25 protein-coding genes are annotated in these 25,651 nt (G+C 60.1%); 8 read left to right on the top strand and 17 right to left on the bottom strand.

Annotated features, from left to right (window positions below; translation table 11 throughout):
* Nucleotides 1-73 precede the first annotated feature (73 nt).
* Nucleotides 74-973: a transcriptional regulator GcvA gene (gene gcvA / locus FP026_RS12595; RefSeq protein WP_149634939.1), complete on the bottom strand. Its 900-nt coding sequence runs from the start codon at nucleotides 971-973 to the stop codon at nucleotides 74-76.
* A 124-nt stretch (nucleotides 974-1,097) separates the two neighbouring features.
* On the opposite strand from gcvA, the gene FP026_RS12590 reads away from it, so the two are divergent.
* The 3 genes from FP026_RS12590 (at nucleotide 1,098) to panB (ending at nucleotide 3,745) form a co-directional block, all read left to right on the top strand.
* Nucleotides 1,098-1,802 carry an SDR family oxidoreductase gene (locus tag FP026_RS12590; RefSeq protein ID WP_149634938.1) on the top strand — a complete coding sequence of 235 codons (705 nt, stop codon included), beginning with the start codon at nucleotides 1,098-1,100 and terminating at the stop codon, nucleotides 1,800-1,802.
* Nucleotides 1,803-2,046: 244 nt separating this feature from the next.
* Nucleotides 2,047-2,922, top strand: a complete 876-nt coding sequence (gene panC, locus FP026_RS12585; RefSeq protein WP_149634937.1) for a pantoate--beta-alanine ligase — start codon at nucleotides 2,047-2,049, stop codon at nucleotides 2,920-2,922.
* Nucleotide 2,923: 1 nt separating this feature from the next.
* Nucleotides 2,924-3,745, top strand: a complete 822-nt coding sequence (gene panB, locus FP026_RS12580) for a 3-methyl-2-oxobutanoate hydroxymethyltransferase (RefSeq protein WP_149634936.1) — start codon at nucleotides 2,924-2,926, stop codon at nucleotides 3,743-3,745.
* 7 nt (nucleotides 3,746-3,752) lie between these two features.
* Here the strand turns inward: panB and FP026_RS12575 are convergent, their stop codons facing one another.
* The gene (locus FP026_RS12575) at nucleotides 3,753-4,004 is read right to left on the bottom strand and encodes a DUF2164 domain-containing protein (RefSeq protein WP_149634935.1); all 252 of its coding nucleotides are present in this window, start codon (nucleotides 4,002-4,004) and stop codon (nucleotides 3,753-3,755) included.
* Nucleotides 4,005-4,235: 231 nt separating this feature from the next.
* Between FP026_RS12575 and FP026_RS12570 the strand changes: the two genes are divergently transcribed.
* Both FP026_RS12570 and FP026_RS12565 read left to right on the top strand, forming a co-directional pair.
* Nucleotides 4,236-4,958 carry an AzlC family ABC transporter permease gene (locus FP026_RS12570; RefSeq protein WP_149634934.1) on the top strand — a complete coding sequence of 241 codons (723 nt, stop codon included), beginning with the start codon at nucleotides 4,236-4,238 and terminating at the stop codon, nucleotides 4,956-4,958.
* Between the two features lie 2 nt (nucleotides 4,959-4,960).
* On the top strand, nucleotides 4,961-5,272 hold the full coding sequence (locus tag FP026_RS12565; RefSeq protein ID WP_149634933.1) for an AzlD family protein: 312 nt from the start codon (nucleotides 4,961-4,963) through the stop codon (nucleotides 5,270-5,272).
* A 49-nt stretch (nucleotides 5,273-5,321) separates the two neighbouring features.
* Here the strand turns inward: FP026_RS12565 and FP026_RS12560 are convergent, their stop codons facing one another.
* On the bottom strand, nucleotides 5,322-7,157 hold the full coding sequence (locus FP026_RS12560; RefSeq protein ID WP_149634932.1) for an aminopeptidase P family protein: 1,836 nt from the start codon (nucleotides 7,155-7,157) through the stop codon (nucleotides 5,322-5,324).
* Nucleotides 7,158-7,500: 343 nt separating this feature from the next.
* Between FP026_RS12560 and FP026_RS30195 the strand changes: the two genes are divergently transcribed.
* On the top strand, nucleotides 7,501-7,641 hold the full coding sequence (locus FP026_RS30195; RefSeq protein WP_169644998.1) for a hypothetical protein: 141 nt from the start codon (nucleotides 7,501-7,503) through the stop codon (nucleotides 7,639-7,641).
* Nucleotides 7,642-7,844: 203 nt separating this feature from the next.
* Here the strand turns inward: FP026_RS30195 and FP026_RS12555 are convergent, their stop codons facing one another.
* Genes FP026_RS12555 through FP026_RS12545 form a run of 3 tightly spaced genes read right to left on the bottom strand, consistent with a single transcriptional unit; the run spans nucleotide 7,845 to nucleotide 10,501 of the window.
* Complete coding sequence (locus FP026_RS12555; protein WP_149634931.1) at nucleotides 7,845-8,723, bottom strand: 50S ribosomal protein L11 methyltransferase; 879 nt, start codon at nucleotides 8,721-8,723, stop codon at nucleotides 7,845-7,847.
* 19 nt (nucleotides 8,724-8,742) lie between these two features.
* A complete protein-coding gene (locus FP026_RS12550) occupies nucleotides 8,743-9,891 on the bottom strand; it encodes an FAD-dependent oxidoreductase (RefSeq protein ID WP_149634930.1) in 1,149 nt (382 codons plus the stop codon).
* A 7-nt stretch (nucleotides 9,892-9,898) separates the two neighbouring features.
* Nucleotides 9,899-10,501: an SCO family protein gene (locus FP026_RS12545; protein ID WP_149634929.1), complete on the bottom strand. Its 603-nt coding sequence runs from the start codon at nucleotides 10,499-10,501 to the stop codon at nucleotides 9,899-9,901.
* A gap of 447 nt (nucleotides 10,502-10,948) precedes the next feature.
* On the opposite strand from FP026_RS12545, the gene FP026_RS12540 reads away from it, so the two are divergent.
* Nucleotides 10,949-11,413, top strand: a complete 465-nt coding sequence (locus FP026_RS12540; RefSeq protein ID WP_149634928.1) for a chemotaxis protein CheW — start codon at nucleotides 10,949-10,951, stop codon at nucleotides 11,411-11,413.
* Nucleotides 11,414-11,717: 304 nt separating this feature from the next.
* Here FP026_RS12540 and FP026_RS12535 read toward each other — a convergent pair whose 3' ends face one another.
* From FP026_RS12535 to FP026_RS12525, 3 genes are all read right to left on the bottom strand, one after another.
* Nucleotides 11,718-12,212: a CreA family protein gene (locus FP026_RS12535; protein ID WP_149634927.1), complete on the bottom strand. Its 495-nt coding sequence runs from the start codon at nucleotides 12,210-12,212 to the stop codon at nucleotides 11,718-11,720.
* 166 nt (nucleotides 12,213-12,378) lie between these two features.
* A complete protein-coding gene (locus tag FP026_RS12530; protein ID WP_149634926.1) occupies nucleotides 12,379-12,816 on the bottom strand; it encodes an SRPBCC family protein in 438 nt (145 codons plus the stop codon).
* A gap of 38 nt (nucleotides 12,817-12,854) precedes the next feature.
* Complete coding sequence (locus FP026_RS12525) at nucleotides 12,855-13,178, bottom strand: ArsR/SmtB family transcription factor (RefSeq protein ID WP_149634925.1); 324 nt, start codon at nucleotides 13,176-13,178, stop codon at nucleotides 12,855-12,857.
* 336 nt (nucleotides 13,179-13,514) lie between these two features.
* Here FP026_RS12525 and FP026_RS12520 point away from each other — a divergent pair, with 336 nt between their 5' ends.
* Nucleotides 13,515-14,051 carry a GNAT family N-acetyltransferase gene (locus FP026_RS12520; RefSeq protein ID WP_149634924.1) on the top strand — a complete coding sequence of 179 codons (537 nt, stop codon included), beginning with the start codon at nucleotides 13,515-13,517 and terminating at the stop codon, nucleotides 14,049-14,051.
* Nucleotides 14,052-14,090: 39 nt separating this feature from the next.
* On the opposite strand, the gene ligA is transcribed toward FP026_RS12520, so the two are convergent.
* From ligA to FP026_RS12480, 8 genes are all read right to left on the bottom strand, one after another.
* The gene (gene ligA / locus FP026_RS12515) at nucleotides 14,091-16,244 is read right to left on the bottom strand and encodes an NAD-dependent DNA ligase LigA (protein WP_149634923.1); all 2,154 of its coding nucleotides are present in this window, start codon (nucleotides 16,242-16,244) and stop codon (nucleotides 14,091-14,093) included.
* 121 nt (nucleotides 16,245-16,365) lie between these two features.
* On the bottom strand, nucleotides 16,366-18,039 hold the full coding sequence (recN, locus tag FP026_RS12510; protein ID WP_149634922.1) for a DNA repair protein RecN: 1,674 nt from the start codon (nucleotides 18,037-18,039) through the stop codon (nucleotides 16,366-16,368).
* Between the two features lie 12 nt (nucleotides 18,040-18,051).
* A complete protein-coding gene (locus FP026_RS12505) occupies nucleotides 18,052-18,921 on the bottom strand; it encodes an outer membrane protein assembly factor BamD (protein ID WP_188112557.1) in 870 nt (289 codons plus the stop codon).
* A 286-nt stretch (nucleotides 18,922-19,207) separates the two neighbouring features.
* Nucleotides 19,208-20,164 carry a UDP-3-O-acyl-N-acetylglucosamine deacetylase gene (gene lpxC / locus FP026_RS12500; protein WP_149634920.1) on the bottom strand — a complete coding sequence of 319 codons (957 nt, stop codon included), beginning with the start codon at nucleotides 20,162-20,164 and terminating at the stop codon, nucleotides 19,208-19,210.
* 330 nt (nucleotides 20,165-20,494) lie between these two features.
* The gene (gene ftsZ, locus FP026_RS12495; RefSeq protein ID WP_149634919.1) at nucleotides 20,495-22,240 is read right to left on the bottom strand and encodes a cell division protein FtsZ; all 1,746 of its coding nucleotides are present in this window, start codon (nucleotides 22,238-22,240) and stop codon (nucleotides 20,495-20,497) included.
* Nucleotides 22,241-22,341: 101 nt separating this feature from the next.
* Nucleotides 22,342-23,673: a cell division protein FtsA gene (gene ftsA / locus FP026_RS12490; RefSeq protein WP_149634918.1), complete on the bottom strand. Its 1,332-nt coding sequence runs from the start codon at nucleotides 23,671-23,673 to the stop codon at nucleotides 22,342-22,344.
* On the bottom strand, nucleotides 23,670-24,602 hold the full coding sequence (locus FP026_RS12485) for a cell division protein FtsQ/DivIB (RefSeq protein WP_149634917.1): 933 nt from the start codon (nucleotides 24,600-24,602) through the stop codon (nucleotides 23,670-23,672). The genes ftsA and FP026_RS12485 overlap by 4 nt, the downstream gene beginning before the upstream one ends.
* A complete protein-coding gene (locus FP026_RS12480) occupies nucleotides 24,590-25,516 on the bottom strand; it encodes a D-alanine--D-alanine ligase (RefSeq protein ID WP_149634916.1) in 927 nt (308 codons plus the stop codon). The genes FP026_RS12485 and FP026_RS12480 overlap by 13 nt, the downstream gene beginning before the upstream one ends.
* Nucleotides 25,517-25,651: the final 135 nt, after the last annotated feature.

Raw genomic sequence — 25,651 nt, 5'->3', positions numbered from 1 at the left:
AAAGCGCTAATCTCTGGAGACGAAGCTGACCCAACGCCCAAACCTGGTAAAAAATGCCGGCAGCGTCATGACATCATGCCGATGATTTCCGTCTCACCTCCTCGCTCATCCAGGCAATCACCGTCTCAAGAGCAGAGGACTTCCGATAACGCGGCCAGACGAGATAAAAGTCGGAGGGGCCGCTCAGCGATCCCTGAATTATCTGCGTCAGGCGGCCTTCCGCTAGGTCGCGCGCAACGAAATCGCGATTCGCAAGCACAATGCCCTGCCCAGCAATGGCGGCCTCGATCGCGTGCGATGTCTGACTGAAACTGATCCCCTTGTAGGATGCCTGCGCAGTCTGCCCTAGATGCCTGTCGATGAATTCGGGCCAGGAATTGTGGGCATCATGAAGGAGCACGTAGTCCGCAAGCTCCTCTGATGTTTTTGGCGGCTTTCGATCATGCAGCAGCGCCGGGCTGCAAACGGCAATGATTTCCTGTTCGAAGAGCAGCTCGGTCGCAAGTCCCGGCCCAAAGGGTGGTCGCCCATAACGGACCGCAAGGTCCACTCCGTCCGCCTGGAAGCTCGATACGCGTTCCGTCGCGAGGATGTGGAGATCGAGATCGGGGTGACGGGCTGTAAAATCCGGCAGGCGTGGGATCAGCCATCTCGATGCGAATGTCGGCGTGGTGCTGATGGTGAGCCTGACGGGTTGCGGGTTGAGGTCGCCAGTCGCGCGGGCAATGATTTCAAAGGCGCGCCTGATGTCGGCAATATAGCCTCGCCCTTCACCGGTCAGAGCCAAAGTCCGCGGCATCCGCTCGAACAGTTTTACGCCGAGCTCGGCTTCCAGCCCTCGCACCTGCTGAGCGACCGCGCCCTGAGTAACCCCGAGTTCCTCGGCCGCCAGCCTGAAACTGCAATGACGCGCAGCCACCTCGAACGCTTTCAGAGCGTTCAGAGAAGGAAGTTTAACTGGTGAACTATTCATGCGATAGTTATTCTACTGACAGATAAGAGTTTAGCTGCTTAGCGTCCGCGCCGAGAAGATGATATTTCATCGGCAGATTTAGGGCAATCGGTCCTGCCGGAGCAAGACGACGAAGGAAGCATAGATGTCGATAGAAAAAGTGGCAATTATCACTGCGGGCGGCAGCGGCATGGGTGCAGCAAGTGCCAGGCGCCTTGCCGCCGATGGGTTCAAGGTCGCCATCCTCTCGTCCTCCGGAAAGGGCGAGGCTCTCGCTCAGGAACTTGGCGGGATCGGCGTTACCGGCTCCAACCAGTCCAATGACGATCTCAAGCGTCTGGTCGATGCAGCGATGGAAAAGTGGGGCCGGATCGATGCGCTCGTCAACAGCGCCGGCCACGGTCCGCGCGCTCCGATCCTCGATATCACGGACGAGCAATGGCATACCGGTCTCGACGTCTATCTGATGAATGTCATCCGCTCGGTTCGTCTCGTCGCTCCCATTATGCAGAGGCAGAAGTCCGGCGCCATCGTCAACATCTCCACAGCATGGGCGTTCGAGCCGTCGGCAATGTTCCCGACCTCGGCGGTATTCCGGGCCGGCCTTGCCTCCTATACGAAGATTTTCGCTGATACCTATGCCGCCGACAATGTGCGGATGAACAACGTCCTGCCAGGCTGGATCGATAGCCTGCCAGCCACCGAAGAGCGCCGCGACAACGTGCCGATGAAGCGCTATGGCACCAGCGCCGAAATCGCCGCCACCGTCGCCTTCCTGGCTTCAGACGGTGCCGGCTACATCACAGGCCAGAACCTCAAAGTCGACGGCGGATTGACCCGCTCGGTCTGAAGTCTCGCAAAATCGAGTTTATGCCACTTTCGTTCCCACGGACTATGTCCCTGGGAACGGCTCCCTTTTTCCAAAGGAGCGGCACCGAAACCGAATTCGGCCGGTCTCGGACGATGGCATCCTCCAGGCTGACACCGAATGCCCTTGAATTGCTTTTTTGCACTGCACACGTTAGAAGGGCCCGCAAAATTCAAGGGATGGAATGGGCAGTGTAAGGCGGCGCTGCCTTGGGAGGAGTGCCACTATGGAGATCGTCAACACGATAGCCGCTCTGCGCGAACGGCTCGGCGAACATCGCGCGGCCGGCAGGCGCATCGGCCTGGTTCCCACAATGGGCTACCTGCATGCAGGCCACATGGGACTCGTTTCCCGCGCCAAGGCCGAGAACGATATCGTCGTCACCTCCATTTTCGTCAACCCGCTGCAGTTCGGCGCCAATGAGGATCTGACGAGATATCCGCGCGATCTCGAGCGTGACAGCGCCATGCTGCGTGGTGCCGGCGTCGACTTTCTCTTCGCCCCCAGCGTTAGCGACATGTATCCGCGACCGATGGAAACGGTGGTCGACGTGCCGAAGCTCGGCACGGAGCTGGAGGGCGCGGTTCGCCCCGGCCATTTCGCCGGTGTTGCCACAGTCGTCACCAAGCTCTTCAATATCGTCCTGCCCGACAGTGCCTATTTCGGCGAGAAGGATTACCAACAGGTGGCGATCATCCGCCGCATGGTCGAGGACCTGGCGCAGCCCGTTCGTGTCGTGCCAGTGCCGACCGTTCGTGATGTGGATGGTTTGGCCCTCTCCTCGCGCAACCTCTATCTCTCGAAAGAGGAGCGCGCCGCCGCCGTCATCGTTCCTCAAGCATTGGCGGAGGCCGAGAGGCTCTACGATCTCGGCGCGGATGATCCCGCAGCACTCGAAGAAGCCCTGCGCACCTTCATCGAAAAAGAGCTGCTGGCAACAGCGGAAGTCACCGCCGTTCGTCATCCCGACACGCTGGAGCCGCTGACGACCTTGCAGGGACAGCCTATTCTCATCGCGCTTTTCGTGCGCATCGGCACCACCCGCCTGCTCGACAACCGGGTCATCGGCCGCAAGCCATCAAACAACGAAAAGGCCGCCTGAGATGAGCACTGTCGGACACACCAAGCGCATCACGCCCGCCGCGATCGAGGCGATGAAGGGCCAGCGCCCGATCGTCAGCCTAACCGCCTATACGACACCGATCGCCCGCCTGCTCGATCCGCATTGCGACCTGCTGCTGGTCGGTGATTCCCTTGGCATGGTGCTCTACGGTATGGAGACGACGGTCGGCGTCACGCTCGATATGATGATCGCCCATGGCCAGGCCGTCATGCGTGGCGCCAAGCATGCCTGCGTCATCGTCGACCTGCCCTTCGGCTCATACCAGGAATCAAAGGAGCAAGCCTTTCGCAGTGCCGCGCGCATCCTGAAGGAAACCGGCTGCGACGGCGTGAAGCTGGAGGGCGGCGAGGAAATGGCTGAAACAGTGGCGTTCCTGACCTCTCGCGGCATTCCGGTCTTTGGCCATGTCGGCCTGATGCCGCAGCAGGTAAACACGACCGGCGGCTACCGCTCGCTCGGCCGCTCGGACAAGGAAGCCGACAAGATCCGGCGTGACGCCAAGGCGATCTCACAGGCTGGCGCCTTCGCAATGGTGATCGAAGGCACGGTCGAACCGCTCGCCCGCGAGATTACCGCCGCTGTCACCATTCCCACCATCGGCATCGGCGCATCGGCAGCCTGCGACGGGCAAATCCTCGTTTCCGACGATATGCTCGGCCTGTTCAACGATTTCAAGCCGCGCTTCGTCAAGCATTTCGCGGAGCTGGCGCCCATGGTTTCGAAGGCGGCCGAAGCCTATGCCGAGGAAGTAAAGGCCCGCACATTTCCCGCGCTGGAACACACGTTCCAGCCAAAGAAATGAAGCTGCCTCAGCCCTTGGGGGGCTCCTTCTCCAGCAGATAGATCGCCTCGCCGAAATCCTCCATTTTGCTCATCAGCGCAGCATGAGCATCCCGCAGGCCCTGATTGTAATAATATGGCCCGATCTCGGCGGTGAAGAAATCGAGCAGGAATTCGGCGGGCAACGAGCCGAGCGTCTGGTCCAACTCATCGGCGAAATAGCGCTTGACGCGCGCAACCATGGCTGCCTTCTCCTCCTTCGAAAAGGTGATCTTCTTCATCTTTCCATCTCTCATTTTGCGAGCGGTCTCAAAGCGCTGGATCAAGGAAATCAATCGATCCATCAAGTAAATTCAATTGCTGGTCCGGCGCGCACAGCTTACACGTCCCGCTATTGAATAGCGCGGAAGCAAATGCGCAAGGGTACAACGTCGTCGTTCCCCCTGCAGGATCCGCGCCCCCGACCCGCATCCGGAGCAAAACCGGTTTTTCCACAAAGGACAGAGCGGACCATGAGTCGCGCGGAATTTCTTGACGGGTTGAAGGGCGGCATTCCCGTCGGCCTCGCCGCAGCGCCCTTCGGCGCCCTATTCGGTGCGCTGGCGCGCGACCAGGGCATGTCGCTCGGCGAGTTGACCCTGATGAGCGGTACCGTCTATGCCGGCGCCAGCCAGATGGTCGGGCTGGATCTCTTCGGTAACCATGTCCAGGCTTGGCTCATCGTGCTGTCGATCCTGGCCGTGAACTTCCGCCACGTGCTCTATTCGGCGGCGATCGCCCGTTATATCAGGCACTTTTCGGCGGTAGAGAAGTTCTTCACTTTCTTCCTGCTTGTCGATCCGCAATTCGCCGAAACGATCAAGCGTCATGAAAGCGGCAAGCCCGTGACTTTCGCCTGGTATATCGGCTTTGCCGCGGTGATCTATGTTCCCTGGGTAGTGGTGAGCCTGGTCGGCGGTCTTCTCGGCAGCCTGATCGGAGATCCGAAAGCCATCGGTCTCGATATCCTGCTGCCGGTCTATTTCCTCGGCATCGTCATGGGCTTCCGCACGCGCGACAATTTCCTGCCGGTCGTTGCTGTCAGCGCAGTCGCATCAGCCATAGCCCATCGCTATGTCGGCTCGCCCTGGCATGTCAGCATCGGCGCATTGGCAGGCGTCGCGCTGGCTGCAGTGCTGCCGCCGGTGAAGGCGAATCGCAAGCCTGATATCGCGCACGAAAGCCACGAGGTCTGACCATGCTCGATTTCAATCCGCACATGGTCTTGCTCATTCTGGCCGCAGCCGTGGTGACCTTCCTGACGCGAATCGGCGGCTATATCCTGATCGTCAAGATGACCCGCATTCCGCCGCGCGTCGAAGCCGCGCTGAATGCCGTACCCGCCGCGGTGCTGACAACGCTCGTCGCCCCCGCCTTCTTCATCGGCGGCTGGGACACGAAGGTGGCGATGTTTGCCGCCCTTCTCGTCGGACTGCGCTACCCCTCGACCTATATGCTGGTCGCAGGATGGATCGTCGTCATGGCGTGGCGCCATTCCATCGGCGTTTGAGACACGAAAGACCCCATCCCGTTTCGAAGCGGGATGGGGTTCATGTTTCTTAGTGGTTGAGCTTGATCGTGGCATTTTCCAGCCATGCCCTGATATCGTGATCATGGATCAACGGCATCAGCGCCTCGCGCGTCTTCGCGTGATAGTCGTTCAGCCAGTTTAGTTCTTCATGCGTCAGCAGCTCGACGAGAACCAGGCTGCGATCGATCGGGCAGAAGGTCAGAGTCTCGAAACCCAGCATCGGCATGTCACCACCTTCGATCTCCTCCGGATCGTGGATATAGATCAGGTTTTCGATGCGGATGCCGAAATGACCCGGACGATAGTAGCCGGGTTCGTTGGAAAGGATCATCCCGGGAAGCAGCTCCTGCACAGCGAGCCGTGCGATGCGTTGCGGCCCCTCATGCACGGATAGATAGGAACCGACGCCGTGGCCTGTGCCATGGGCAAAATCGACACCCGCCTTCCAGAGCGCGATGCGCGCCAGCGGATCGAGATCGCAGCCACGCGTGCCCTTCGGGAAGCGCGCCGTGCTGATGGCGATCATCCCCTTCAGCACCAGCGTGAAGAGGCGCTTCTGCTCTTCGGAAACGGCGCCGATGCCGACCGTGCGGGTAATATCGGTCGTGCCGTTGATATATTGCGCGCCTGAATCGATGAGGAACAGTTCGCCTGCCTGGATCAGCCGGTCGCTCGCCGTCGTCACTCGGTAATGCATGATGGCCGCATGCTCGCCGGCACCCGAGATCGTGTCGAAGGAAATGTCCTTCAGCGGGTTCTGCATGCTTTCGCCAACGCGGGCGCGGCAGGCTTCCAGCCGTTCCGCCGCGGCGATTTCCGTCACCGTCCCCGGCTTGCTCGTCTCCAGCCAGTAAAGGAACTCGACCATGGCGGCGCCGTCCTGAAGGTGGGCGGCGGCTGATCCGTTGATTTCAGCGGCATTCTTGCAGGCGCGCGGCAGCTTGGCAGGGTCATTGCCCTCCACAACCTCTCCGCCCTCGCGACGGATGATATCGGTTAAGGCATAGGAGGCGAGATCCGGGTCGACCAGGATTCGTCCATTGTCCGCTGCCGCAGCGGCCAGACGCTTGGTAAGTTCGGACGGCGGCAACTGCTTGCAGATCTGCGTGAGGTAAGCTTCTGCCTCGACCTTCGTCTTGCGCTTGTCGAGGAAGAGTTCGGCCTCACCCTCCGCATAGATGATGGCACGCGCCAGGGGGTGCGGCGTGTGCGGCACGTCGCTGCCGCGAATATTGAAGATCCAGGCGACCGAAGACGGATCGGTGATCAGCACCGCCTTGAGGTTCTTTTCCTTGAGATTGCCGGCGATGGTCGCAAGCTTGTCCTTGGCCAGCACGCCGGCCTGAGCGATATCCTGAATGATAACGCCGCCGAGCGGCTCGGCCGGCCGATCCGTCCAGAGCTTGTCGAGCGGATTGTGGGGCAGGAAGACGAGCTTGCCGTCGATCTCGGCCAACGCCTTTTCCAGCCGCCGCACTTCCGCGCCCGTATGCAGCCACGGATCGATGCCGAGCCGGAAACCCTTCTTCGCATGCCGCGGCAGCCAGATATGCGGCGGCTCGTTTACCAGATCGCCGCCGGTGAAAACGCTGCGGTCCACCTGCTCGGCAAGTTGCGTCACATAGCGGCCGTCCACGAAAACCACGGACTGGGAGTGTGTGATAAGCGCAACACCTGCCGATCCGGTGAAACCTGTAAGCCATGCCAGGCGCTCCGAGCATTTGGGCACATACTCGCCCTGATACTCGTCGGCACGCGGCACGAGGAAGCCGTCGATGCCGAGATCACCGAAGGCGGCACGCAAGCCAGCGACGCGCTCGCGGCCGAATTGCGGAGTGGAATTGACGTCGAAAGACTGAAACATGAGCTGATCCGAGACTGGTGGAGAATCCGTGAAACCGAATAGTGCCAGTATGTTAGAGCATGATGGCCGGAAGCGCGACGTGATTTTCGATCATGGCGACGATATGCGCAGCAACGGCGCTATCTTCCTCGTGATAACGCACAACCCGGTCCCCGGCTGTTAACGAATCCGCCTATTTCGTGAGCATCGCCGACCAAATATGACAACTTCACGGCAGAAAGCATGCATATCACGCATAGCTCCCATGAAGCTGCCCCCCTGCCACGCCGGCGAGCGAGTCGCTATATCCGCCGCATCAAACGGGGTTCACGACGAACCCACTCGAACCAAGGACTTGAAGACAATGCCTATCACCCGCTCCGCATATGTTAGCCCGGCGCTGGCTGGCGAGCGTCGCACCGTACGCCATTCCGTCGGCTCGCTTCGTCAGCTCGAAGTCGAAACCGCAAAGGCAATCGGCGCAAGCCGCGGCGGTCGCCGCTAAGAAGTTTACGAGCTACGCGTTCTATATCGATCGCAATCCGGTTCTCCTCCTCCCTCCCGGATCGCAATCGGAACGCTTAGAGCCCGCTTGAGCACTCCTCCTCCACACGCTCGCGGGCAAGATCGGTGAAAGTCGATCTTAAGGCGGTGCTTCGGCACCGCCTTTTTTATTACCTGCAATTGGGATAGCGGGAAGTGACCGGCTCAAGGCCGGTCGAGATGGATGGTGACCCAGCCATTGCGCCAGATCGTGCGCACGTGCCGGAGATTGGCGCCGTTATAGGCCGCCAGAACCTTCCAGCGCTGCTCGGCCAGGATACCTGATAGTATGACCGAGCCGCCCGGCGCCAGATGTGCTACAAGCTGCGGCGCCATCTTGATGAGCGGCCGCGCCAGAATATTGGCGATGATCAGATCGAATGGTCCATGACGGGAAAAGGCCGTGGAATGAAAGCCGGGCGCCGTCTCCAATGCAACGCCGGAAGCGATCCCATTGCTGCGGACATTCTCCCGGGCGACGCGAACGGCGACAGGGTCGATATCCGTCGCCAGAACAGGAATGTTGCGCAGCTTGCGCACGGCGATCGCCAGCACACCGCTGCCCGTGCCGAGATCGAGCGCATTGCGCACGCGGCGGCTCGCAAGAACCTTCTCGATCGTCTCCAGGCAGCCCGCCGTCGTTCCATGATGGCCCGTACCAAAGGCCTGCCCGGCCTCGATCTCGATGGCAATATCGCTGGGGCCGACCTTGTCGCGATCATGCGAGCCATGCACGAGGAAGCGGCCGGCGCGCACGGGCTTCAGTCCTTCCAGTGACTTGGCGATCCAGTCGATATCCGGAAGTACTTCCTTTTGAATAGCGAGCTCGGCGAAGGTGGGCTTCAGGAGCGCTTCGAAACGACCGAGCACCTCCTCTTCGTCCACGGCATAGAGATAGATCGACGCTTCCCAAATATCGTTCTTTTCATCGATTTCCGTCGTTGCGATCGGCAACTCTTCGTCTTCGAATACCGGCGTCATCAGGTCCAGGATCTGCCCGGCCTTCTCCTCGGTCGTCGTTACATAAAGGCGGATTTCGCTCACTCGTCGCTCTTTCTCGTTTTTATTCGGCCCAGTCGATCCAGGGCGGTCTCGGCGTGTCATAGCCGGCGACGCTCCGAAGCAACGTCCGACGGGCCGAGCCAAAGCGCAGAAATAACGGCGCAAACAGATTGCGCACCGCAATCGCCAGCGGATTTCTCATGGTCACCAGTCGCGTCAGGCCGTAGGTCTGCTTCAATACCAGCTTCACGGCGGGAATTCTCAAGGCCGAATACTCCTGTTCGCGGCCTTCCGCAATGAGCCACGCAAGCCAGCAGGCATCTTCGATGCCGAGATTCATGCCGCGCGCGCCGGCTGGCGAATGGATATGAGCGGCATCGCCGACTAGGAAGACATTCCCTTTCGCCATCGGCTCGACATGGCGGAAGTTGATGCGAAATTGCGAGGCCCAGATCTTCCTGGCAATGGCAGCCGGATGAACGATGCGGCTTTCGAAATCCTCCAGCGTCGAGATATAGCGGATGACGTCGGCCGTAACAGGCAGGCGCCCAACCATGCCGGGATCGAAGAGCGAGATCTCGGCGTAATGCGTATCGATTGGCCCTGCATAGCGAAAATCGGCGAGATAGAAGAAAGCCTCCAGCGCCTTGCCTGGGAAGCCAGCACCAAGCGCCTTACGGACGGCCGAATGCGCGCCGTCAGCACCGATCAGGATATCCGGCCGAACCGTCTCCGACGTACCGTCGATCCGGCGCAGTGTGATCTCCGGTTTCTGAAAGTTCGATATGGCCTCCGCAACCACCGCGGTCTGCCATTCGGGCGAGATGTCATGAGCCGAAAGCGCCTCCATCAAAAGGCGCTCGGTGGCGCCCTGCGACAAGCCGCAAATGGCGCCGAAGCGGCCTTTCACCTCTCGAGTATCCAGCTGGACAAGGATCTTCTTGTCCGAGCGGATACGAAAACGCTCTATCGGCTGGGCGGCGGCAAGGATGCGCTCTGCAACGCCGGCGGGAGACAGCAGCGTCAGCGTGCGGGCGTTGACGCCAAGCGCCCGGCTCTCCTCCATGGCCGTCGGGCCGGCGCCATCGTCGATGATGCGGGGCCTATAGCCGCGTCGGGCGAGTTCAAGCGCGGCTGCAAGGCCGACTGGCCCTGCGCCTGCGATCAGGATGGATCTGGATTTTTCCCGTTCGCCAAACCCCTCGCCCATGCAGGCCCTATCCCTTCTTGATCAGGTTCTCCAGCTTCTTCGTCGCCACGTCCGGGTCTTCTTCATAGGCGATGGTTCCGGCAAATCGGCCCGCCGAATCCAGCAGGAACACGGAAGCGGTATGATCCATCGTATAGTCGCCATTCGGCTGTTTTTCGTCCACCGGCACTCTCTTGGCGTAGACTCGGAAGCCCTTGACCATGTCCATCACCTTGGCGGGATCGCCGGAAATTCCGGTGATGCGCTTCGATACATTGGAGACGTACTGGTCCATCATGGCGGGCGTATCGCGCTCAGGATCGACGGTGACGAAATAGGCGTTAAGCTTGCTGCCATCCGGATCGACCTTCTGCAGCCAGCCGTTCAGCTCGAACAGCGTCGTCGGGCAGACATCCGGGCAATGCGTATAGCCGAAGAAGATAGCCGACGGTTTGCCGCGAAATGCCTGTTCGCTGATCGGCTGGCCGCTTTGCGAAACGAGCGTGAAGGGCACGCCATAGGGACCGGATGCCGCCACCTCGGGCGACTTGCCTCCACCAAAGCTCAGCCAGCCCAATATTCCGGCCACGATCAACACGGCCACCCAAATCGCAATCCGTACGCTTCTCATGACTGCCTTTCCTCACCAATTCCGGCGACCGCACCCGAAAGGCAGCGCGCCGCTCTTCAGCCGATGTAATGGCTCGACGTGGAGGACGCAATTCAAGAAGATGTTCGCAAGTGGCCGAAATCGTCGCAGCATGCGCTTCAAGGTCTCTCAAGCTCTGCTTGCCTTGCTTCCCTGCTTCGCTCAGGCTCGATCAGACAAAATCTACGATCATGTTAAACCAATCCTAACCTGTCCGCGCCAACATCTCTTTCAAAGGTCGAACTCGACTTCGCCCGCCGTCCGAAAACGCGGCAAACTCTTTATTTCAGAAGGGCATGACGCCCGCCGGAAAGCCAGGCGTTTTGCGCCGAAGCACCGGATGCTGCCGCTGCCCAAGCCGCTCCAGCCGATCTCTTTTTCAATCGCGAGCGTCGCTTGCCGGCGATGCCAATCGGGAAGTTCTCGAACATGACGAACACCATCAAGCAATCGGGCGCCTATCTGGAAATCGTCTCCTTCCATCTCGGCGACCAGGAATTCTGCATCGACATCATGGCTATCCGCGAAATCCGCGGCTGGGCGCCGGTGACGCCGATGCCCCATACGCCGCCTTACGTGCTCGGCCTCATCAACCTGCGCGGCGCAGTTATCCCGGTCATCGATATGGCCTGCCGCCTCGGCATGAAGATGACGGAGCCTTCCGAGCGTTCGGCCATCATCGTCACGGATATTGCCGGCAAGCTCGTCGGGCTTCTTGTCGAGCAGGTCTCGGACATGATGTCGATCAAGAGCGAAGACCTGCAGCCGGCGCCGGAAATTGTTCCGGAAGCACAGCGCGCCTTCTGCCGTGGCATCGTGGCGCTGGAAAAGACCATGGTCTGCTTCCTCAACCTCGATACGGTTATTGCTGACCAGCTGGCCCAAGCCGCCTGATTTCAACAAGTTAGAAATTACCCCTTAAAGATCGCCCTGAAGCTCGGCTCCAGGGCGATCGTTTTTCATATAACCGGCTTTGGCAGGGGTGTAGCCAATGATGCCGGTCTTGCAGGCCGTGAACAGGGGCAAGAGTCGCCTCCGTGTTCGCTTTCAAAATTGCATCAAAAAGGTGCAAACCGAAAGCAACCAGAAGCAATTCGACAACCCAAGAGTACGACTTTTTTTGGTACTATCTCTTCATCAGTTGTGATTGCGGTATCCTGGTAATGACAAGCATCTCGCGCAGAAGTCGCGTTTCGCTTTAATTAGGCTTACCCTTCTTCCATGTAACCTGCTGACCAAACAGAGGTATCGTCGAAATCGCCATCTTGGCTGAACCATCCACCAACTGGCGTGAATGGATGAGGTAGATCAACGTGTCGTTCTTCTTGTCGTAGATCCGGGTGACGACCAGTTTCTTCCAGATGAGCGACAATCCAGCACGAAACACCTCTTCGCCGCTTTGCGACAGGTTGATATCGCCGATTTCGATCGGTCCTGTCTGGCGGCAGGCGATGGAATTATTGGAGGGATCCTCGAACCAGTTGCCCTTGCGCAGCCGGTCGATAACGCTGCGATCGAAATAGGTCACATGGCAGGTCACGCCGGTGACTTCCGGGTCCGGCACGGCATCGACCAGAATGTCATTGCCCGTCCAATCCACGCCGACCTTGCCGACGACCTCGGCGGAAGCGGAAACAGGCGCGATGGCCAGAAAAGACGCGGCAATGGCGGCAAGCAATTTCGGTAAGCGCATCAATCATCCTCCAACAGCGGCCGCTGGGAGCAAAAGCGGCATGGCTAAAGTAAGACTGCCGATGAACGATGCAAGACAAGGCTGGCAAACCGCATCGAATACAGCCGGGACGCCGTCGCCGAAGCGCCGGCGTCTCAACGGAAACTGAATGCGCTCCAGCTTACTTCTAGCTGATCGCGACTGATCCGGTCTCCAACAGCGATTTGAGGTTCGACAGAATTTTAGGCCAGCCGCCCGACACAGCCTCGATGAATTTGGAGTTCTCCGCGTCGATCGCATGGGTGACGGTCAACTTCACGGCGTTATCCGCAGGCTCCAATTCCATTATGCAGCGCGACCAGCCTTCGGCTTTCAACTCCGGGCGAAATTCATTGCGCCATTTGAACGCCAGGCGCCGAGGTGGATCGAACTCTGCAATCTCTCCGGTGTCGGCGACGCGACCATCCGGAAAGAGCATTTTCCACGGTGCACCGACTTTCCATTCCGTGTCATGGACCATGTCGAACCAATATTGCCTGATGAATTCCGGCGTAGTCAGCGCCGACCAGAGCTTCTCCGGCGTGGTGCGGATGAAGGTGGCGTAGACGAACTTGCTTCCGGTCATGTCATTTCTCCTGGTTTGAATAGTCGCTCTCGGGGCGATTATTGGCCGCCCTCGTCTTCCAACGCCTTCTTCAGCGCCGAAAGCGCGTTCAGATGCCGGCGTTCGAACTTGTTGATCCAGCGCTCGGCGATGCCGTTGATCGGGACTGCGTTGATGAAATGCAGCTTCACGCGGCCATGCTTTTCCGAGGAGATCAAATTGGCCTCTTCCAGAATGGCAAGGTGCTTGGCGACCGCCTGGCGGCTCATATCCAGATCCTCGCAAAGCGCGTTCAGAGTCAGCCCGTTGCGCTCATAGAGCCTGTCGAGCAATTGTCGCCGGCTGGCATCCGCCAGCGCCTTGAAAACGGCATCATCATTCACGGATACGGAACCATTTAGTTGACTGTTTCTGTTTTATAAGCAACCAAATGGTTGCCTGTCAAGCAATATATGGAATGCACAATCTCATTCAGCCTTGATGCCTGGCAGCTTGGTCAACGGATTTCTGCAACGAGCGATTGACAACCTTCGCAGCGCGACGGATCATCCACCCATGATCGCAAACCGCACCATCACGATGCATCTCACCATCTCTCCCTTTGCAGGGCGAGTGGAAGCTGTGTTGCGCTGAGCTGACCGCGATCCATCTCAACCCTGCCGAGGCGAGCAGGGTTGAAGTCTCCTTGCTCTCCTCCCCCCGACATCAAAGGAGAGCCCATGAATTCCGACCAAGACGACCCAAGCAAGCGACGACCAGGCAAAATCGGTCCGATCGAGATTCGCGCAACGCGGCCATCGGACGCCGAAGCGATAGCGGCGATCGCCAATCTCCCCGGTTTCCGCGCCGGCACTTTGCGCCTGCCCTTTCAAAGCCTTGAGGAAACACGGGAATGGCTGGAAAAGCCCGCCCCGAACTCAGTCCGCCTTGTCGCGGAGGTAAGCGGACAGGTCGTCGGCAATGCCGGCATGCAACGCCTTGCTGGCCGGCGGATTCACACCGGCAATATCGGTATGGGTGTGCATGACGATTTTGCGGGCTGCGGCATCGGATCGGCACTGCTGGGCGCCCTCGTCGACGCGGCGGACAACTGGCTTGCGATCAAGCGTCTGGAACTGACCGTCTATGTCGACAATGCGCCGGCGATCCGGCTCTACGAGAAATTCGGGTTTGAAACCGAGGGCCGGCTGCGCGCCTTCGCATTCCGCAACGGCGAATATGTCGATGCATTCACGATGGCACGCCTGAAATTCTAAGCATTCAAGCGCGGCGGATCGCAATTCCGCCGCCTTCCATCATCCACCAATCAAATCCAGCCACTCGTCCTCGGTCATGACCTGGACATCGAATTCACGCGCCTTGTCGAGCTTCGAGCCGGCGCCCGGTCCCGCTACGACGATGTCGGTTTTTTTCGAAACCGAGCCGGAGACCTTGGCACCGAGGCTCTCCGCCTTCGCCTTGGCCTCGTCGCGCGTGAACTTTTCCAGCGAGCCGGTAAACACGACCGTCTTGCCGGCCACAGGACTGCCTGAGGTCACCGGCTGCTCCGCCTCTTGGGGGCGAACTTCCTCCAAGAGCTTCGCAATCACCTGCGTATTGCGAGGCTCCTTGTAGAATTCGACGATGGCGCGCGCCACCACTTCGCCGATGCCCTCGATATTGTTGAGGTCGTTCCATGCGTCGCCCGCAAGCGGTGCTGCCTCCTTCATGCCAGCTTCAAAGGCATCGTAAGTTCCATAGGAACGTGCGAGCAGCTTGGCCGTCGTCTCGCCGACATGGCGGATACCCAGCGCGAAGATAAAGCGATGCAAGGCGATCTGCCGCCGCTCGTTGATCGCGGCATAAAGCTTGCCGACACTGACCTTGCCGAAACCGTCAATATTCTCCAGCTTGGCAAGCGATGCCTGCTGACGTCTCTCCAGGGTAAATATGTCAGGCGCGGTCTTTATCTGCAGCGCCGGGTCCTCACTCTCGAAGAAGAAATCGATCTGCTTCGAGCCCAGGCCTTCGATGTCATAGGCGTTGCGCGAGACGAAATGCTTGAGATGCTCGGTCGCCTGTGCGCGGCAGATGAAGCCGCCAGTGCAACGAGTGACCGCGTCGACCTTGCCGGTCTTGTCGTTGATATCGCGCACCGCGTGGCTGCCGCAGACCGGGCAGACTTTGGGGAATTCGTAGGGCGCGCTCGATGTTTCGCGCTTTTCCAGCACGACATCGACAATCTGCGGGATGACATCGCCTGCCCGCTGCACGATTACCATGTCGCCGACGCGGATATCGCGGCCATCGCGGATCGGCTCGCCCTTGTTGCCGATGCCCTTGATGTAATCGGCGTTGTGAAGGGTCGCATTGGTCACGACGACACCGCCGACGGTGATTGGCTCAAGCCGCGCGACCGGCGTCAGCGCCCCTGTGCGGCCGACCTGGATGTCGATGCCGACCAGACGCGTGAATGCTTGTTCCGCCGGGAATTTGTGCGCCGTCGCCCAACGTGGCGAGCGCGAACGGAAACCGAGGCGGGCCTGCAGTTCCAGGCTGTCGACCTTGTAGACGACGCCGTCGATATCGTAATCGAGATCAGGCCGCTGCAGGCCGATCTCCTCGTAGTGACCGAGAATGTCGGCAACCGAACTTAGCCGCTCCATCAGCGGATTGACCGGGAAACCCCAGGATTTGAAGATCTGCACCATGCCATATTGCGTGTCGGCCGGCACGTCGGACATCTCGCCCCAGGCATAGGCGAAGAACTTCAGCTTGCGGCTGGCGGTCACTTTGGCGTCGAGCTGACGCAGCGAGCCTGCGGCCGTATTGCGGGGATTGACATAGGTCTGCTTGCCCTCGGCCTCCATCTGCGCGTTCAGCGCCAGGAAATCGCTCTTGGCCATATAGACCTCGCCGCGCACCTCGACGACAGAGGGAGCGCCAGCTGGCAAAGTCTGCGGGATTTCCTTGATGGTCCTGATATTGGCGGTGACATTTTCACCGGTCGTGCCATCACCGCGCGTCGCGGCGCTCACCATCCGGCCATTCTCGTAGCGGATCGACATCGAGAGCCCGTCGATCTTCGGCTCGGCAGTAAAGGCAATGGAATTGTCCGGAAGGCGGCCGAGGAAGCGATAGACGCTGGCGACGAAATCCTCCACGTCTTCCTGCGAGAACGTATTGTCGAGCGACAACATCGGCCTTGCATGGACGACGGGCGCGAAGGTCTCGGACGGCGCGGCACCGACTCGACGCGAAGGGCTGTCGGCGCGAATGAGGGCCGGAAACCGGGCCTCGATGGCATCGTTACGCCGCTTCAGCGCATCGTAATCCGCATCCGAAATCTCCGGAGCGTCCTTGCTGTGATAGAGCGCGTCGTTGCGCGCAATCTCCGCAGCCAGATAAGCAAGTGCCGCGGCCGCTTCCTCTTCGGTCAAATCCTCGACGGGCTTTTGTTCGGTGCTCATGAATCTACACTCCCGGATTTCGGAAATGTTCTAGAGCACTTGGAGGAAAAGTGCGAAGCGGTTTTTCCGTTCGAACCGGGTAAAAGAAAGAGAAAAATCAGACGATCAAAGGGGTGGGCGATCAGCCGTTGCCTGCGAGCAAGCGTTTGGCGGCCGCCCTCGCCTCTTCCGTCACCGAAGCTCCTGCGAGCATGCGGGCGATTTCCTCGGTGCGGTCCTTCGGCTCCATGGTGGCGACGCGCGTGGAAATCTTTTCAGAACCGTCCGCAACCGGTCCCTTGGAGATCAGGAGATGCGTCGCGGCGCGTGCGGCGACCTGCGGTGCGTGGGTGACGGACAGCACCTGCACGCGGTCGGAGAGGCGCTTCAGCCGCTGACCAATCGCATCCGCGACGGCACCGCCGACGCCGGTGTCGATTTCGTCGAACACCAGGGTCGGCGCCGAACCGCGATCGGCGAGCGCTACCTTGAGCGCCAGTAGGAACCGCGATAATTCGCCGCCGGACGCGACCTTGGTGATCGGCCCGGGGCGTGTGCCGGGATTGGTCTGCACATGGAATTCGACGACGTCAATGCCATCAGCCGTGCCGGCTTCGGGATCGCTGGTGATCTCCACCATGAAGCGTGCCCGCTCGAGCTTCAGCGCCGGCAATTCCGCCATGACGGCCTCAGCCAAGGCCTCGCCAGCATGGCGCCGCTTTTCCGAGAGGCCGCGTGCTGCCGCATCATACTCTGCCTTGGCAGCGGCAAGCTCCGCGGCAAGCCGCGCCAGCCGCTCCTCACCTGCATCGAGATCGGCAAGATCCGAAACCATGCGCTCGGCCAATGCCGGCAGTTCTGTGACCGGCACCGAATATTTGCGCGAGGCGGCCCGCAGCCCAAACAGGCGCTCCTCGACCCGCTCCAGTTCGCGCGGATCATATTCCGTCTTGCGCAGCGCCGCCTCTACTTCCATCTGGGCGTTGGAAAGCTGGTCGAGAGCGGCATCGAGCAGCGCCACCGTATCTTCCAGCAGCCCCGGCGCTTCATGGCTCTTGCGCTCCAGCCGGCGCACCAACGACGCAATATGCGGAACGGGCGAGGCATTGCCGTTGAGAAATTCCGAAGCCTCCGCAATATCGCCGGCGATACGCTCGGCCTTCATCATCCGCGAGCGCGTTTCAGCCAGCTCATCCTCCTCGCCATCCTGCGGCGAGAGCTTTTCCAGTTCTTCGACGGAGGCGCGAAGGTAGTCCGCCTCGCGGGCGGCCTTCTCCACCTGCTCCCTGTGCTTCTTCAAGGTGCGGTCGGTATCGCGCCAGACCCTGTGAAGCCTGCCGACCTCCTGCGCCTCTTCCGCAAGGCCGGCGAAGGCATCCAGCAATGTGCGATGCGCGTCCGTATCGACAAGCGCGCGATCGTCATGCTGGCCATGGATTTCAACGAGAAGCTGCCCGATCTGGCGCATGAGCTGGACGCTGAGCGCCTGATCGTTGACAAAGGCCTTGGTGCGGCCGTCGGCGGACTGGACGCGACGGAAGATCAGGTCGCCGTCATCGTCGATGCCGTTTTCGCGCAGGAGCTTGCGGGCCGGATGCTGTGTACCGACATCGAAAACCGCGGTCACCTGGCCGCGGTCCTCTCCATGGCGCACGAGGCCGCCATCGCCACGCCCGCCAAGCGCCAGCGACAGACTGTCAAGCAGGATGGATTTGCCCGCGCCCGTCTCGCCGGTCAGCACCGAGAGCCCGGATTCGAAGACAAGATCCAGCCGCTCGATCAGAACGATATCGCGGATCGAAAGCTGGATCAGCATCTGCGCTCAATCTCACGTCCCAAGAAGAAGTTTCTTGCCCGCTCTGGAAATCCACGAGCCCGAATTTTCGCTCGGCTCCACGCCACCCTTCTGCAGCAGCTGATAGGAATCCTTATACCAGCGGCTGTCCGGATAGTTGTGGCCGAGAACGGCGGCTGCCGTCTGTGCTTCCTGGACGATACCCATCGCGTAGTAAGCCTCGACCAACCGCGCCAGTGCTTCTTCGATCTGGTTGGTGGTCGGATATTGCTCCACGACAATGCGGAAGCGCGAGATTGCCGCGAGGTAATCCTTGCGCTCCAGATAGTAGCGGCCGATCTGCATTTCCTTGCCGGCGAGCTGATCCTTGGCGAAGCGGATTTTTTCCTGCGCATCGCTGACATATTGCGACTTCGGATAGGTGTTGACGAGCTTGGTCATCGCCTCGATCGTCTGTTGTGCCGCACGCTGGTCCTGCGTCACGTCGACGATCTGCTTGGCAAAGGACGCGCCGACCAGATACTGGACATAGTCGGCATCTTCCGAGCCGGGATATTGCTTGAGGTAGCTGTTACCTGTCTGCACCGCATCGTCGTAACGACCTGTGCGGTACTTGACGAAGGTGCTCATGACAAGCGCCTTGCGCGCCCATTCGGAGAAAGGCTGCTGCTGGTTGATGGCGTCGAACTTCTTGCCGGCTTCCGTCATGTTGCCGGCCTTGATGTTGGCCAGACCCTGATTGTAGAGCATTTCCGGAGGATCGGTCTCGACACCGAGCTTGGTGATGTCGATATCCTTTTTGGTATTACAACCCGTCACCACCGCACCGGTACCGGCCAGAAGGAACGATACGAGCAAAGCCCGTGCTGTGATATTCATGCGTTCAGACCTTGCAAAACCCATCGGATAACTGTCCCACTAGCCGTCGTTGCGGAGACGGCGTTCTCTCGCTGGCGTTTCTAGCCGTAAAAACACCATCAGGGCAACGCATTGATGATGCATTAACGCATTTTTGTGGCAAAGGCCGCATATCCGCAGTCTTTAATGCCTGTTTTAACAGGGAATTCTCATATCGGCCCACATACGCGTTCCGTCTTGCAAAGACTGACGGCAAACCGCGCGACTCACCTGTCAAAAAAAGAGCCGCCCCTCATCGGAGCGGCAGCTTTCTCATCCAAATTCCGCGGCGTTACGCCGACCAGGGAGCAAACTCAGGCGCATTGACCGGCACGAATTCGCGGCTGTGAGCGCGCTGGCGCGGAGCCGAGGTTTCGACGACGTCATAGACGCTGGCATCGCTGAGCAATGCCTTCAGGGCATTCGCGTTCATGCGGTGGCCGCCGCGGTAAGAGCGGTAGCAGCCGATGAATTGCGCGCCGGCCAGCGCCAGATCGCCGACGGCGTCCAGCGTCTTGTGACGAACGAATTCGTCCTTGGCGTAACGCAGGCCTTCGACATTGATAACGGTGTTGTCGTCGGAGATGACGACGGAATTTTCCAGCGACGAACCCAGCGCATGACCCGACGCCCAGAGGCGTTCGACATCGCGCATGAAGCCGAAAGTACGGGCGCGCGACAATTCGGTCTTGAAGGTTTCGGCGGTCAGGTCGCCTTCCCACTTCTGCCGGCCGATCAGCGGGCATTCGAAATCGATCTCGACTTCGAAGCGCGTGCCGTCATACGGACGGAATTCGCACCAGGAACCGCCGGCTTCGATGCGGACCGGCTTGGTGACGCGGATGTAGCGGCGCTTGACGCCGAGCGACACGATGCCGGTCTGCTCGATCGCCTCGATGAAGGGATAGGAGCTGCCATCCATGATCGGCATTTCAGCACCGGTCACTTCGACGACGACGTTATCAAGACCGACCGCATAGATCGCGGCCATCACATGCTCGACCGTGGCGACGGAACGCGCCGGAGAAAAACCGAGAACGGTGCAGAGATCCGTATTGCCGACTTGCGAGGAAACGGCGCGCAGTTCGGTCACATCGCCATTGTCGTGCAGGCGCTGGAAAACGACACCGGTGCCGGCTTCGGCCGGATAGAAAGTGATCGACACATTGGCGCCTGAATGAACGCCGATACCAGAAAGTGTCACAGGGTTTGCAATGGTGGTCTGAAAACCAAGCAATCCGATTGCCATATAGTTCTGCCTTCGTCTGTCTGATCCAGGCCGGGCGGTCATCTTCGGACGCTTACCCTTATCGCCGGTTCAGTCTGTTAACTATGCCGCGCGCACCACATACATTCGTCATTGAATGTGAGTCCGCAGGCTTGCTTGGTATCTACATACGCGCCGAGGCATCGCATTCCAAATCACTGTTTCTTTCGTTTTGTTACGAAAGCAGCCAATTGAATTTGTTGGATAATTTCAAATATGGCAACAGGTCTAAAATAAGGAAATCCGGGGTCTTTCGGCCCCGGATTTCATCAAGATGGTTAGCAACCTATTAAAAGGCCGTCCAGCATCAGGTCAGTTCGACTGCCGGCGCAGGAACGCCGGAATCTCGAGCTGATCGTCCTCATGGTTCGTCATGCGCGCCTGCGGAACCTGACGACCCTGATCGTCGAGCGTGCCGCGACGCGGAGCGTAGAGGCTAGCTTCCGGCGACGGTGCGCGGCGCTGCGGAGCCGCGTTGTGCGCCGGAGCCATCATATCGTCGAAAGCCGGGTCTTCTTCGCGGCGGCCGAGCGAATTGGTGATTCGCTTCAGCAGACCCATCGGACCCCGCTCTTCGGAAGCCTGAGCGGCGGCCGGCTGGGCGCGGTGTTCCATCTCAGCCTTAACGACCGGCGGGAAATCCTCGACCTTCGGCATGCGGACCTGCTCGGGAGCCTGGCGGATGACCGGCTGCTGATGCATGACCGGTGCCTGCTGCTGAGGCTGAGGCTGAGGCTGAACCGGAGCCTGACGGACCGGCTGGGCTTCCGGGGCTGCTGCGAAGATGCGGCTCTGCGGACGGAAGTTATCTTCCGGCGCTGCGGCCTGCGGCATCACCGGCTGCTGCTGGACATGGGCCTGACGACCCATCTGGAATTCCAGTTCGCGCTCGAGATCGGCCTCTGCTGCACGAATGGTCTGGGCAACCGGATCGACAGTGCGAGCAGCCGGAGCGGCAGCCTGTGCGGTCTGGGCCTGCGCGACGTGGGCAGGCTGAGCTGCGGCCGCTGCCGGAGCGGCGGCCGCGGAAGGACGCATAGCCGGCTTCGCTGCCGGGCGGAATTCCATGCCTCTGTCGGCTGCTTCGTTCATCGCGCGGTCGATACCCGTTGCGACGACGGAAACGCGGATGATGCCCTCAAGCGATTCGTCGAAGGTGGCGCCGAGAATGATGTTGGCGTCGGGATCGACTTCTTCGCGGATGCGGGTCGCAGCTTCGTCGACTTCGAACAGGGTCAGGTCACGGCCGCCGGTGATCGAGATCAGCAGGCCCTGGGCGCCCTTCATCGAGGTTTCGTCGAGCAGCGGGTTGGCAATGGCGGCCTCAGCGGCCTGCATTGCGCGGCCCTGGCCGGAAGCCTCGCCGGTACCCATCATGGCGCGGCCCATTTCGCGCATGACCGAACGAACATCGGCGAAGTCGAGGTTGATGAGACCTTCCTTCACCATCAGATCGGTGATGCAGGCAACACCCGAATAGAGAACCTGGTCGGCCATCGAGAACGCATCGGCGAAAGTCGTCTTGTCGTTGGCGATACGGAAGAGGTTCTGGTTCGGAATGACGATCAGCGTGTCGACCGACTTCTGCAGTTCCTGGATGCCCATCTCGGCGAGACGCATGCGGCGGCCGCCTTCGAAGTGGAACGGCTTGGTGACGACGCCGACCGTCAGGATGCCCTTGTTGCGAGCCGCCTGCGCGACAACAGGTGCTGCACCCGTACCCGTGCCGCCACCCATGCCGGCGGTGACGAAGCACATATGCGTGCCGTTGAGATGATCGATGATTTCATCGATGCATTCCTCGGCGGCTGCGCGGCCGACTTCCGGCTGCGAACCGGCGCCGAGACCTTCCGTGACGTTGACGCCGAGCTGGATGATCCGCTCTGCCTTCGTCATGGTCAACGCCTGCGCGTCGGTGTTGGCGACGACGAAATCGACGCCCTGCAAGCCTGCCGTGATCATGTTGTTGACGGCATTGCCGCCACCGCCACCAACACCGAATACGGTGATTCGCGGCTTAAGCTCGGTGATATCTGGCTTATGCAGCTTGATAGTCATTGTACCCGTTCCTTCTCTTTATGGCCGCATCGCCACGCCGGCCAATTCACTCGATTTCACTTGCCTGACGCTTACCCGGAGAACCTCTCCGGATCAGGCACTCAAAAACTCTCCTTCAGCCATTGGCCGACACGGCCGATCCGGCTGTTGTTACCCCCAAACGACGAGAGCAGACCGCTACTCGGCGCATGTGTCTCCATGTCTGCGACCTGCGGATAGATCATCAGACCGACCGCCGTCGAAAAAGCCGGCCCCTTGGCCGCCGTCGGCAGGCCGGATACGCCCATCGGGCGGCCGATGCGGACATTGCGGGCAAGAACGCGGCGCGCCACGTCGGGCAGGCCGGTCAGCTGGCTGGCGCCTCCCGTCAGGACGACGCGCTTGCCGACGATCGGGCTGAAGCCCGAACGCTGGATACGATCGCGAATGAGTTCGAGGGTTTCCTCGATGCGAGCCTTGACGATGCGCGACACAAGCGCCTTCGGCACCTGCGTCGGCTGGTCACGCTCGTCTTCGCCGATCGGCGGGATGGAAATCAGTTCACGCTCTTCCGAAGAATTCGCGAGCGCCGAGGCATGGACCACTTTCAGCCGCTCCGCATCCTCGATGCGAGTGGAAAGGCCACGGGCAAGGTCCGTTGTGACGTGATGGCCGCCAAGGCTGACGGCATCGGTATGCACCAGCTTGCCTTCGGCAAAGACCGAGATCGTCGTCGTGCCGCCGCCCATGTCGATCGCGGCGCAGCCAAGCTCGACTTCGTCATCGACGAGAGCTGCAAGACCGCTGGCATAAGGCGTCGCCACCATGCCCTCGACCGAAAGATGGGCGCGGTTGATGCAAAGCTCCAGATTGCGCAGCGCTGCGCGCTCCGCGGTCACCACATGCATGTCGACGCCGAGCGCGTCGCCGAACATTGCCAGCGGATCGCGGATGCCGCGCTCGCCATCGAGCGAGTAGCCCGTCGCCAGCGAATGCAGCACAGCGCGTTCCTGGCGGATCGACTGCTGACAGGCGGCGGCCAGAACCTTCTTGAGGTCGTTGGCCTCGACTTCCTGACCGCCAAGATCGATGGTTGCGGTATAGATATCGCTGCCGAGACGGCCGGCCGAGACGTTGACGATCAAGCTGTCGACGGTCAGTCCAGCCATGCGCTCGGCAGCATCGACGGAGAGCCGGACGACGCTTTCCAGCGCGTCGAGGTCGGCGATGACGCCGGTCTTGATGCCGCGCGAGCGCTGGTGGCCGATGCCGATGATCTCGATATTGTGCGTGCGGTTCGGAAGAACCTGGCTCTCCTCGCGCGGCGTCAGCCGGCCGATCATGCAGACGACCTTCGTCGAGCCGATGTCGAGGACCGACACGATGTGCGACCGCTTCGAAGACAGCGGCTTCAACCGAGGCAGGCCGAAATGGGACGAACCGAATAAGCTCATGTATCCTGCCCTGCTTTCTTCAAAGCCTTGTTTCTCGCATCGACGGCGGCCTGACGACGAACTGCGGCATCCGGGGTTAGTTCTATTGCGGTCCGATCATCGAGACGGAGATCGACGGCGGCGATATCGCGATCGAGAAGGTTTTCGTTCTTGTCGAGCTTGGTGAGGCGCGCGAGCGCGCCGTCGATATTGTCTTCCGGCAATTTGATGATCACGCCATTGTCGAGATAGAGATCCCAGCGACGCCCGGCGACGCGGACGAAGGCCTTCACATGGCCACGGACATCCGGCCACTTGGCAAACTCGTCCTCGACGGACGCGGCTGCGGTTTCAGCGTCACGACCGACGAAGAGCGGCAGCTTGGCGAACTTGTTGTCTCGCAGCGGCGCGATCACGCTGCCGTCCTTCTGGATCAGCGAAAGCTCGGAGCCGTGCTGCCAGATGGCATAAGCCTTGCGCTCCGTCAGCTTCACCTCGACCGCCCTCGGATAGACCTTACGAACTTCCACATTTTCGACCCAGGGCAAGTTCGCGATCTTCAGGCGAGCCGCGTCGGCATCAAGGGCAACGAGCGAGGTCGTGCCATCGAGGCCAAGCAACTGCAGGATCTCGATTTCCGAGGTCTCGTCGTTACCGGAAACCTTGACGTCCTCGATCGCGAAGCCGGCAGCAGAGGTCGTTGCCTCCGCAACAGCCTGACTGTGACCACCGACAGACATGCCGTAGAGGCCAGTCGCCGCAAAGAGAGCGAGAACCGAAACAGTGCCCGTGTGTGCGGGGATATTGATGCGACCCGAGCCGAGGCTGACCAGGAAGCGCACGACGCGGCGCAGCGGACGCGGCAGGACGAATGCGTCCTCGACATCGTCGATGGCGAGCGGGACGCGATGACGGGACCGCCTCATATTTTTGACCGTCAGCGCAAACAAGACGCGTCCTCCACCATCCACCTGAGAAATTCACCAAAAGAGTAGCCGGCATGCGCCGCCATTTCAGGCACCAGGGAGGTAGGAGTCATGCCGGGCTGGGTATTGATTTCCAACCAGACAAGTTCACCCTCTTCGGAAAAGCGATCGTCAAAACGGAAGTCAGATCGACTAACACCGCGGCAGCCGATAGCTTCATGTGCCCTTAACGATAATGTTTGTATCTTTTGGTAAAGATTCGGTGAAATTTCCGCCGGCAAGACATGTTTTGACCCACCTTTGGCGTACTTGGCGTCATAGTCATAGAAGCTGTGACCAAGCGGCACGACCTCGGTAACACCGAGAACCTTGCCATCCATGACGCCACAGGTCAGTTCCCGCCCATGGACATAGCGCTCGACCAGCACCTCGTCGCCGTAGCGCCACTCGGATGACGTGACGATCTGCGGCGGATGCGCCTGATCTTCCTTGACGATCACGACGCCGAAGCTCGAACCCTCGCGCACCGGCTTGACGACGTAAGGCGGCTTCATCGGATGCTCGCCGACGATAGCAAAGCGATCCATCACAACCGAGCTGGCGACCGGGATACCGGCGGCGGCGGCAACTGTTTTGGCCCGCGACTTGTCCATCGCAAGCGCCGAGGCAAGCACGCCGGAATGCGTATAGGGAATCTGCAGATATTCGAGGATACCCTGGATCGTGCCGTCCTCACCAAAGGGACCATGTAGTGCATTGAAGACGACGTCGGGCTTCAGCTCGGCCAGACGACTGGCAACATCACGCCCCACATCGATACGGGAAATCTGAAAGCCTTCGGCCTCGAGGGCATCGGCGCATGCCTTCCCCGAAGAAAGGCTGACAGGCCTCTCCGAGGAAAATCCGCCCAAAAGGACAGCCACATGCTTGCCACCCATCAATACCCCCGACTTCACGGTCTCTGCTCTGCGTTTGCCGGGCCTCGCCTAACAGCGATTCTCGCCCCGCTTTCAATAGGATGATTAGAACGACATTAAGGTTAATGAAGCGTTTACTTTCGTTAACTTTCGGCC

The sequence above is a fragment of the Martinezella tropici genome (assembly GCF_008370325.1).
Taxonomy (GTDB): Bacteria; Pseudomonadota; Alphaproteobacteria; order Rhizobiales; family Rhizobiaceae; genus Rhizobium; species Rhizobium tropici_B.
Note: the sequence above shows the minus strand (reverse complement) of the source record. Positions and strands in the feature narration are given on the sequence as shown.

What these genes read in the sequence shown, in the direction of transcription:
- gcvA (WP_149634939.1), bottom strand. Translation starts at nt 973, where the DNA reads ATGAATAGTTCACCAGTTAAACTTCCTTCTCTGAACGCTCTGAAAGCG.
- FP026_RS12590 (WP_149634938.1), top strand. Translation starts at nt 1,098, where the DNA reads ATGTCGATAGAAAAAGTGGCAATTATCACTGCGGGCGGCAGCGGCATG.
- panC (WP_149634937.1), top strand. Translation starts at nt 2,047, where the DNA reads ATGGAGATCGTCAACACGATAGCCGCTCTGCGCGAACGGCTCGGCGAA.
- panB (WP_149634936.1), top strand. Translation starts at nt 2,924, where the DNA reads ATGAGCACTGTCGGACACACCAAGCGCATCACGCCCGCCGCGATCGAG.
- FP026_RS12575 (WP_149634935.1), bottom strand. Translation starts at nt 4,004, where the DNA reads ATGAAGAAGATCACCTTTTCGAAGGAGGAGAAGGCAGCCATGGTTGCG.
- FP026_RS12570 (WP_149634934.1), top strand. Translation starts at nt 4,236, where the DNA reads ATGAGTCGCGCGGAATTTCTTGACGGGTTGAAGGGCGGCATTCCCGTC.
- FP026_RS12565 (WP_149634933.1), top strand. Translation starts at nt 4,961, where the DNA reads ATGCTCGATTTCAATCCGCACATGGTCTTGCTCATTCTGGCCGCAGCC.
- FP026_RS12560 (WP_149634932.1), bottom strand. Translation starts at nt 7,157, where the DNA reads ATGTTTCAGTCTTTCGACGTCAATTCCACTCCGCAATTCGGCCGCGAG.
- FP026_RS30195 (WP_169644998.1), top strand. Translation starts at nt 7,501, where the DNA reads ATGCCTATCACCCGCTCCGCATATGTTAGCCCGGCGCTGGCTGGCGAG.
- FP026_RS12550 (WP_149634930.1), bottom strand. Translation starts at nt 9,891, where the DNA reads ATGGGCGAGGGGTTTGGCGAACGGGAAAAATCCAGATCCATCCTGATC.
- FP026_RS12545 (WP_149634929.1), bottom strand. Translation starts at nt 10,501, where the DNA reads ATGAGAAGCGTACGGATTGCGATTTGGGTGGCCGTGTTGATCGTGGCC.
- FP026_RS12540 (WP_149634928.1), top strand. Translation starts at nt 10,949, where the DNA reads ATGACGAACACCATCAAGCAATCGGGCGCCTATCTGGAAATCGTCTCC.
- FP026_RS12535 (WP_149634927.1), bottom strand. Translation starts at nt 12,212, where the DNA reads ATGCGCTTACCGAAATTGCTTGCCGCCATTGCCGCGTCTTTTCTGGCC.
- FP026_RS12530 (WP_149634926.1), bottom strand. Translation starts at nt 12,816, where the DNA reads ATGACCGGAAGCAAGTTCGTCTACGCCACCTTCATCCGCACCACGCCG.
- FP026_RS12520 (WP_149634924.1), top strand. Translation starts at nt 13,515, where the DNA reads ATGAATTCCGACCAAGACGACCCAAGCAAGCGACGACCAGGCAAAATC.
- ligA (WP_149634923.1), bottom strand. Translation starts at nt 16,244, where the DNA reads ATGAGCACCGAACAAAAGCCCGTCGAGGATTTGACCGAAGAGGAAGCG.
- recN (WP_149634922.1), bottom strand. Translation starts at nt 18,039, where the DNA reads ATGCTGATCCAGCTTTCGATCCGCGATATCGTTCTGATCGAGCGGCTG.
- FP026_RS12505 (WP_188112557.1), bottom strand. Translation starts at nt 18,921, where the DNA reads ATGGGTTTTGCAAGGTCTGAACGCATGAATATCACAGCACGGGCTTTG.
- lpxC (WP_149634920.1), bottom strand. Translation starts at nt 20,164, where the DNA reads ATGGCAATCGGATTGCTTGGTTTTCAGACCACCATTGCAAACCCTGTG.
- ftsZ (WP_149634919.1), bottom strand. Translation starts at nt 22,240, where the DNA reads ATGACTATCAAGCTGCATAAGCCAGATATCACCGAGCTTAAGCCGCGA.
- ftsA (WP_149634918.1), bottom strand. Translation starts at nt 23,673, where the DNA reads ATGAGCTTATTCGGTTCGTCCCATTTCGGCCTGCCTCGGTTGAAGCCG.
- FP026_RS12480 (WP_149634916.1), bottom strand. Translation starts at nt 25,516, where the DNA reads ATGGGTGGCAAGCATGTGGCTGTCCTTTTGGGCGGATTTTCCTCGGAG.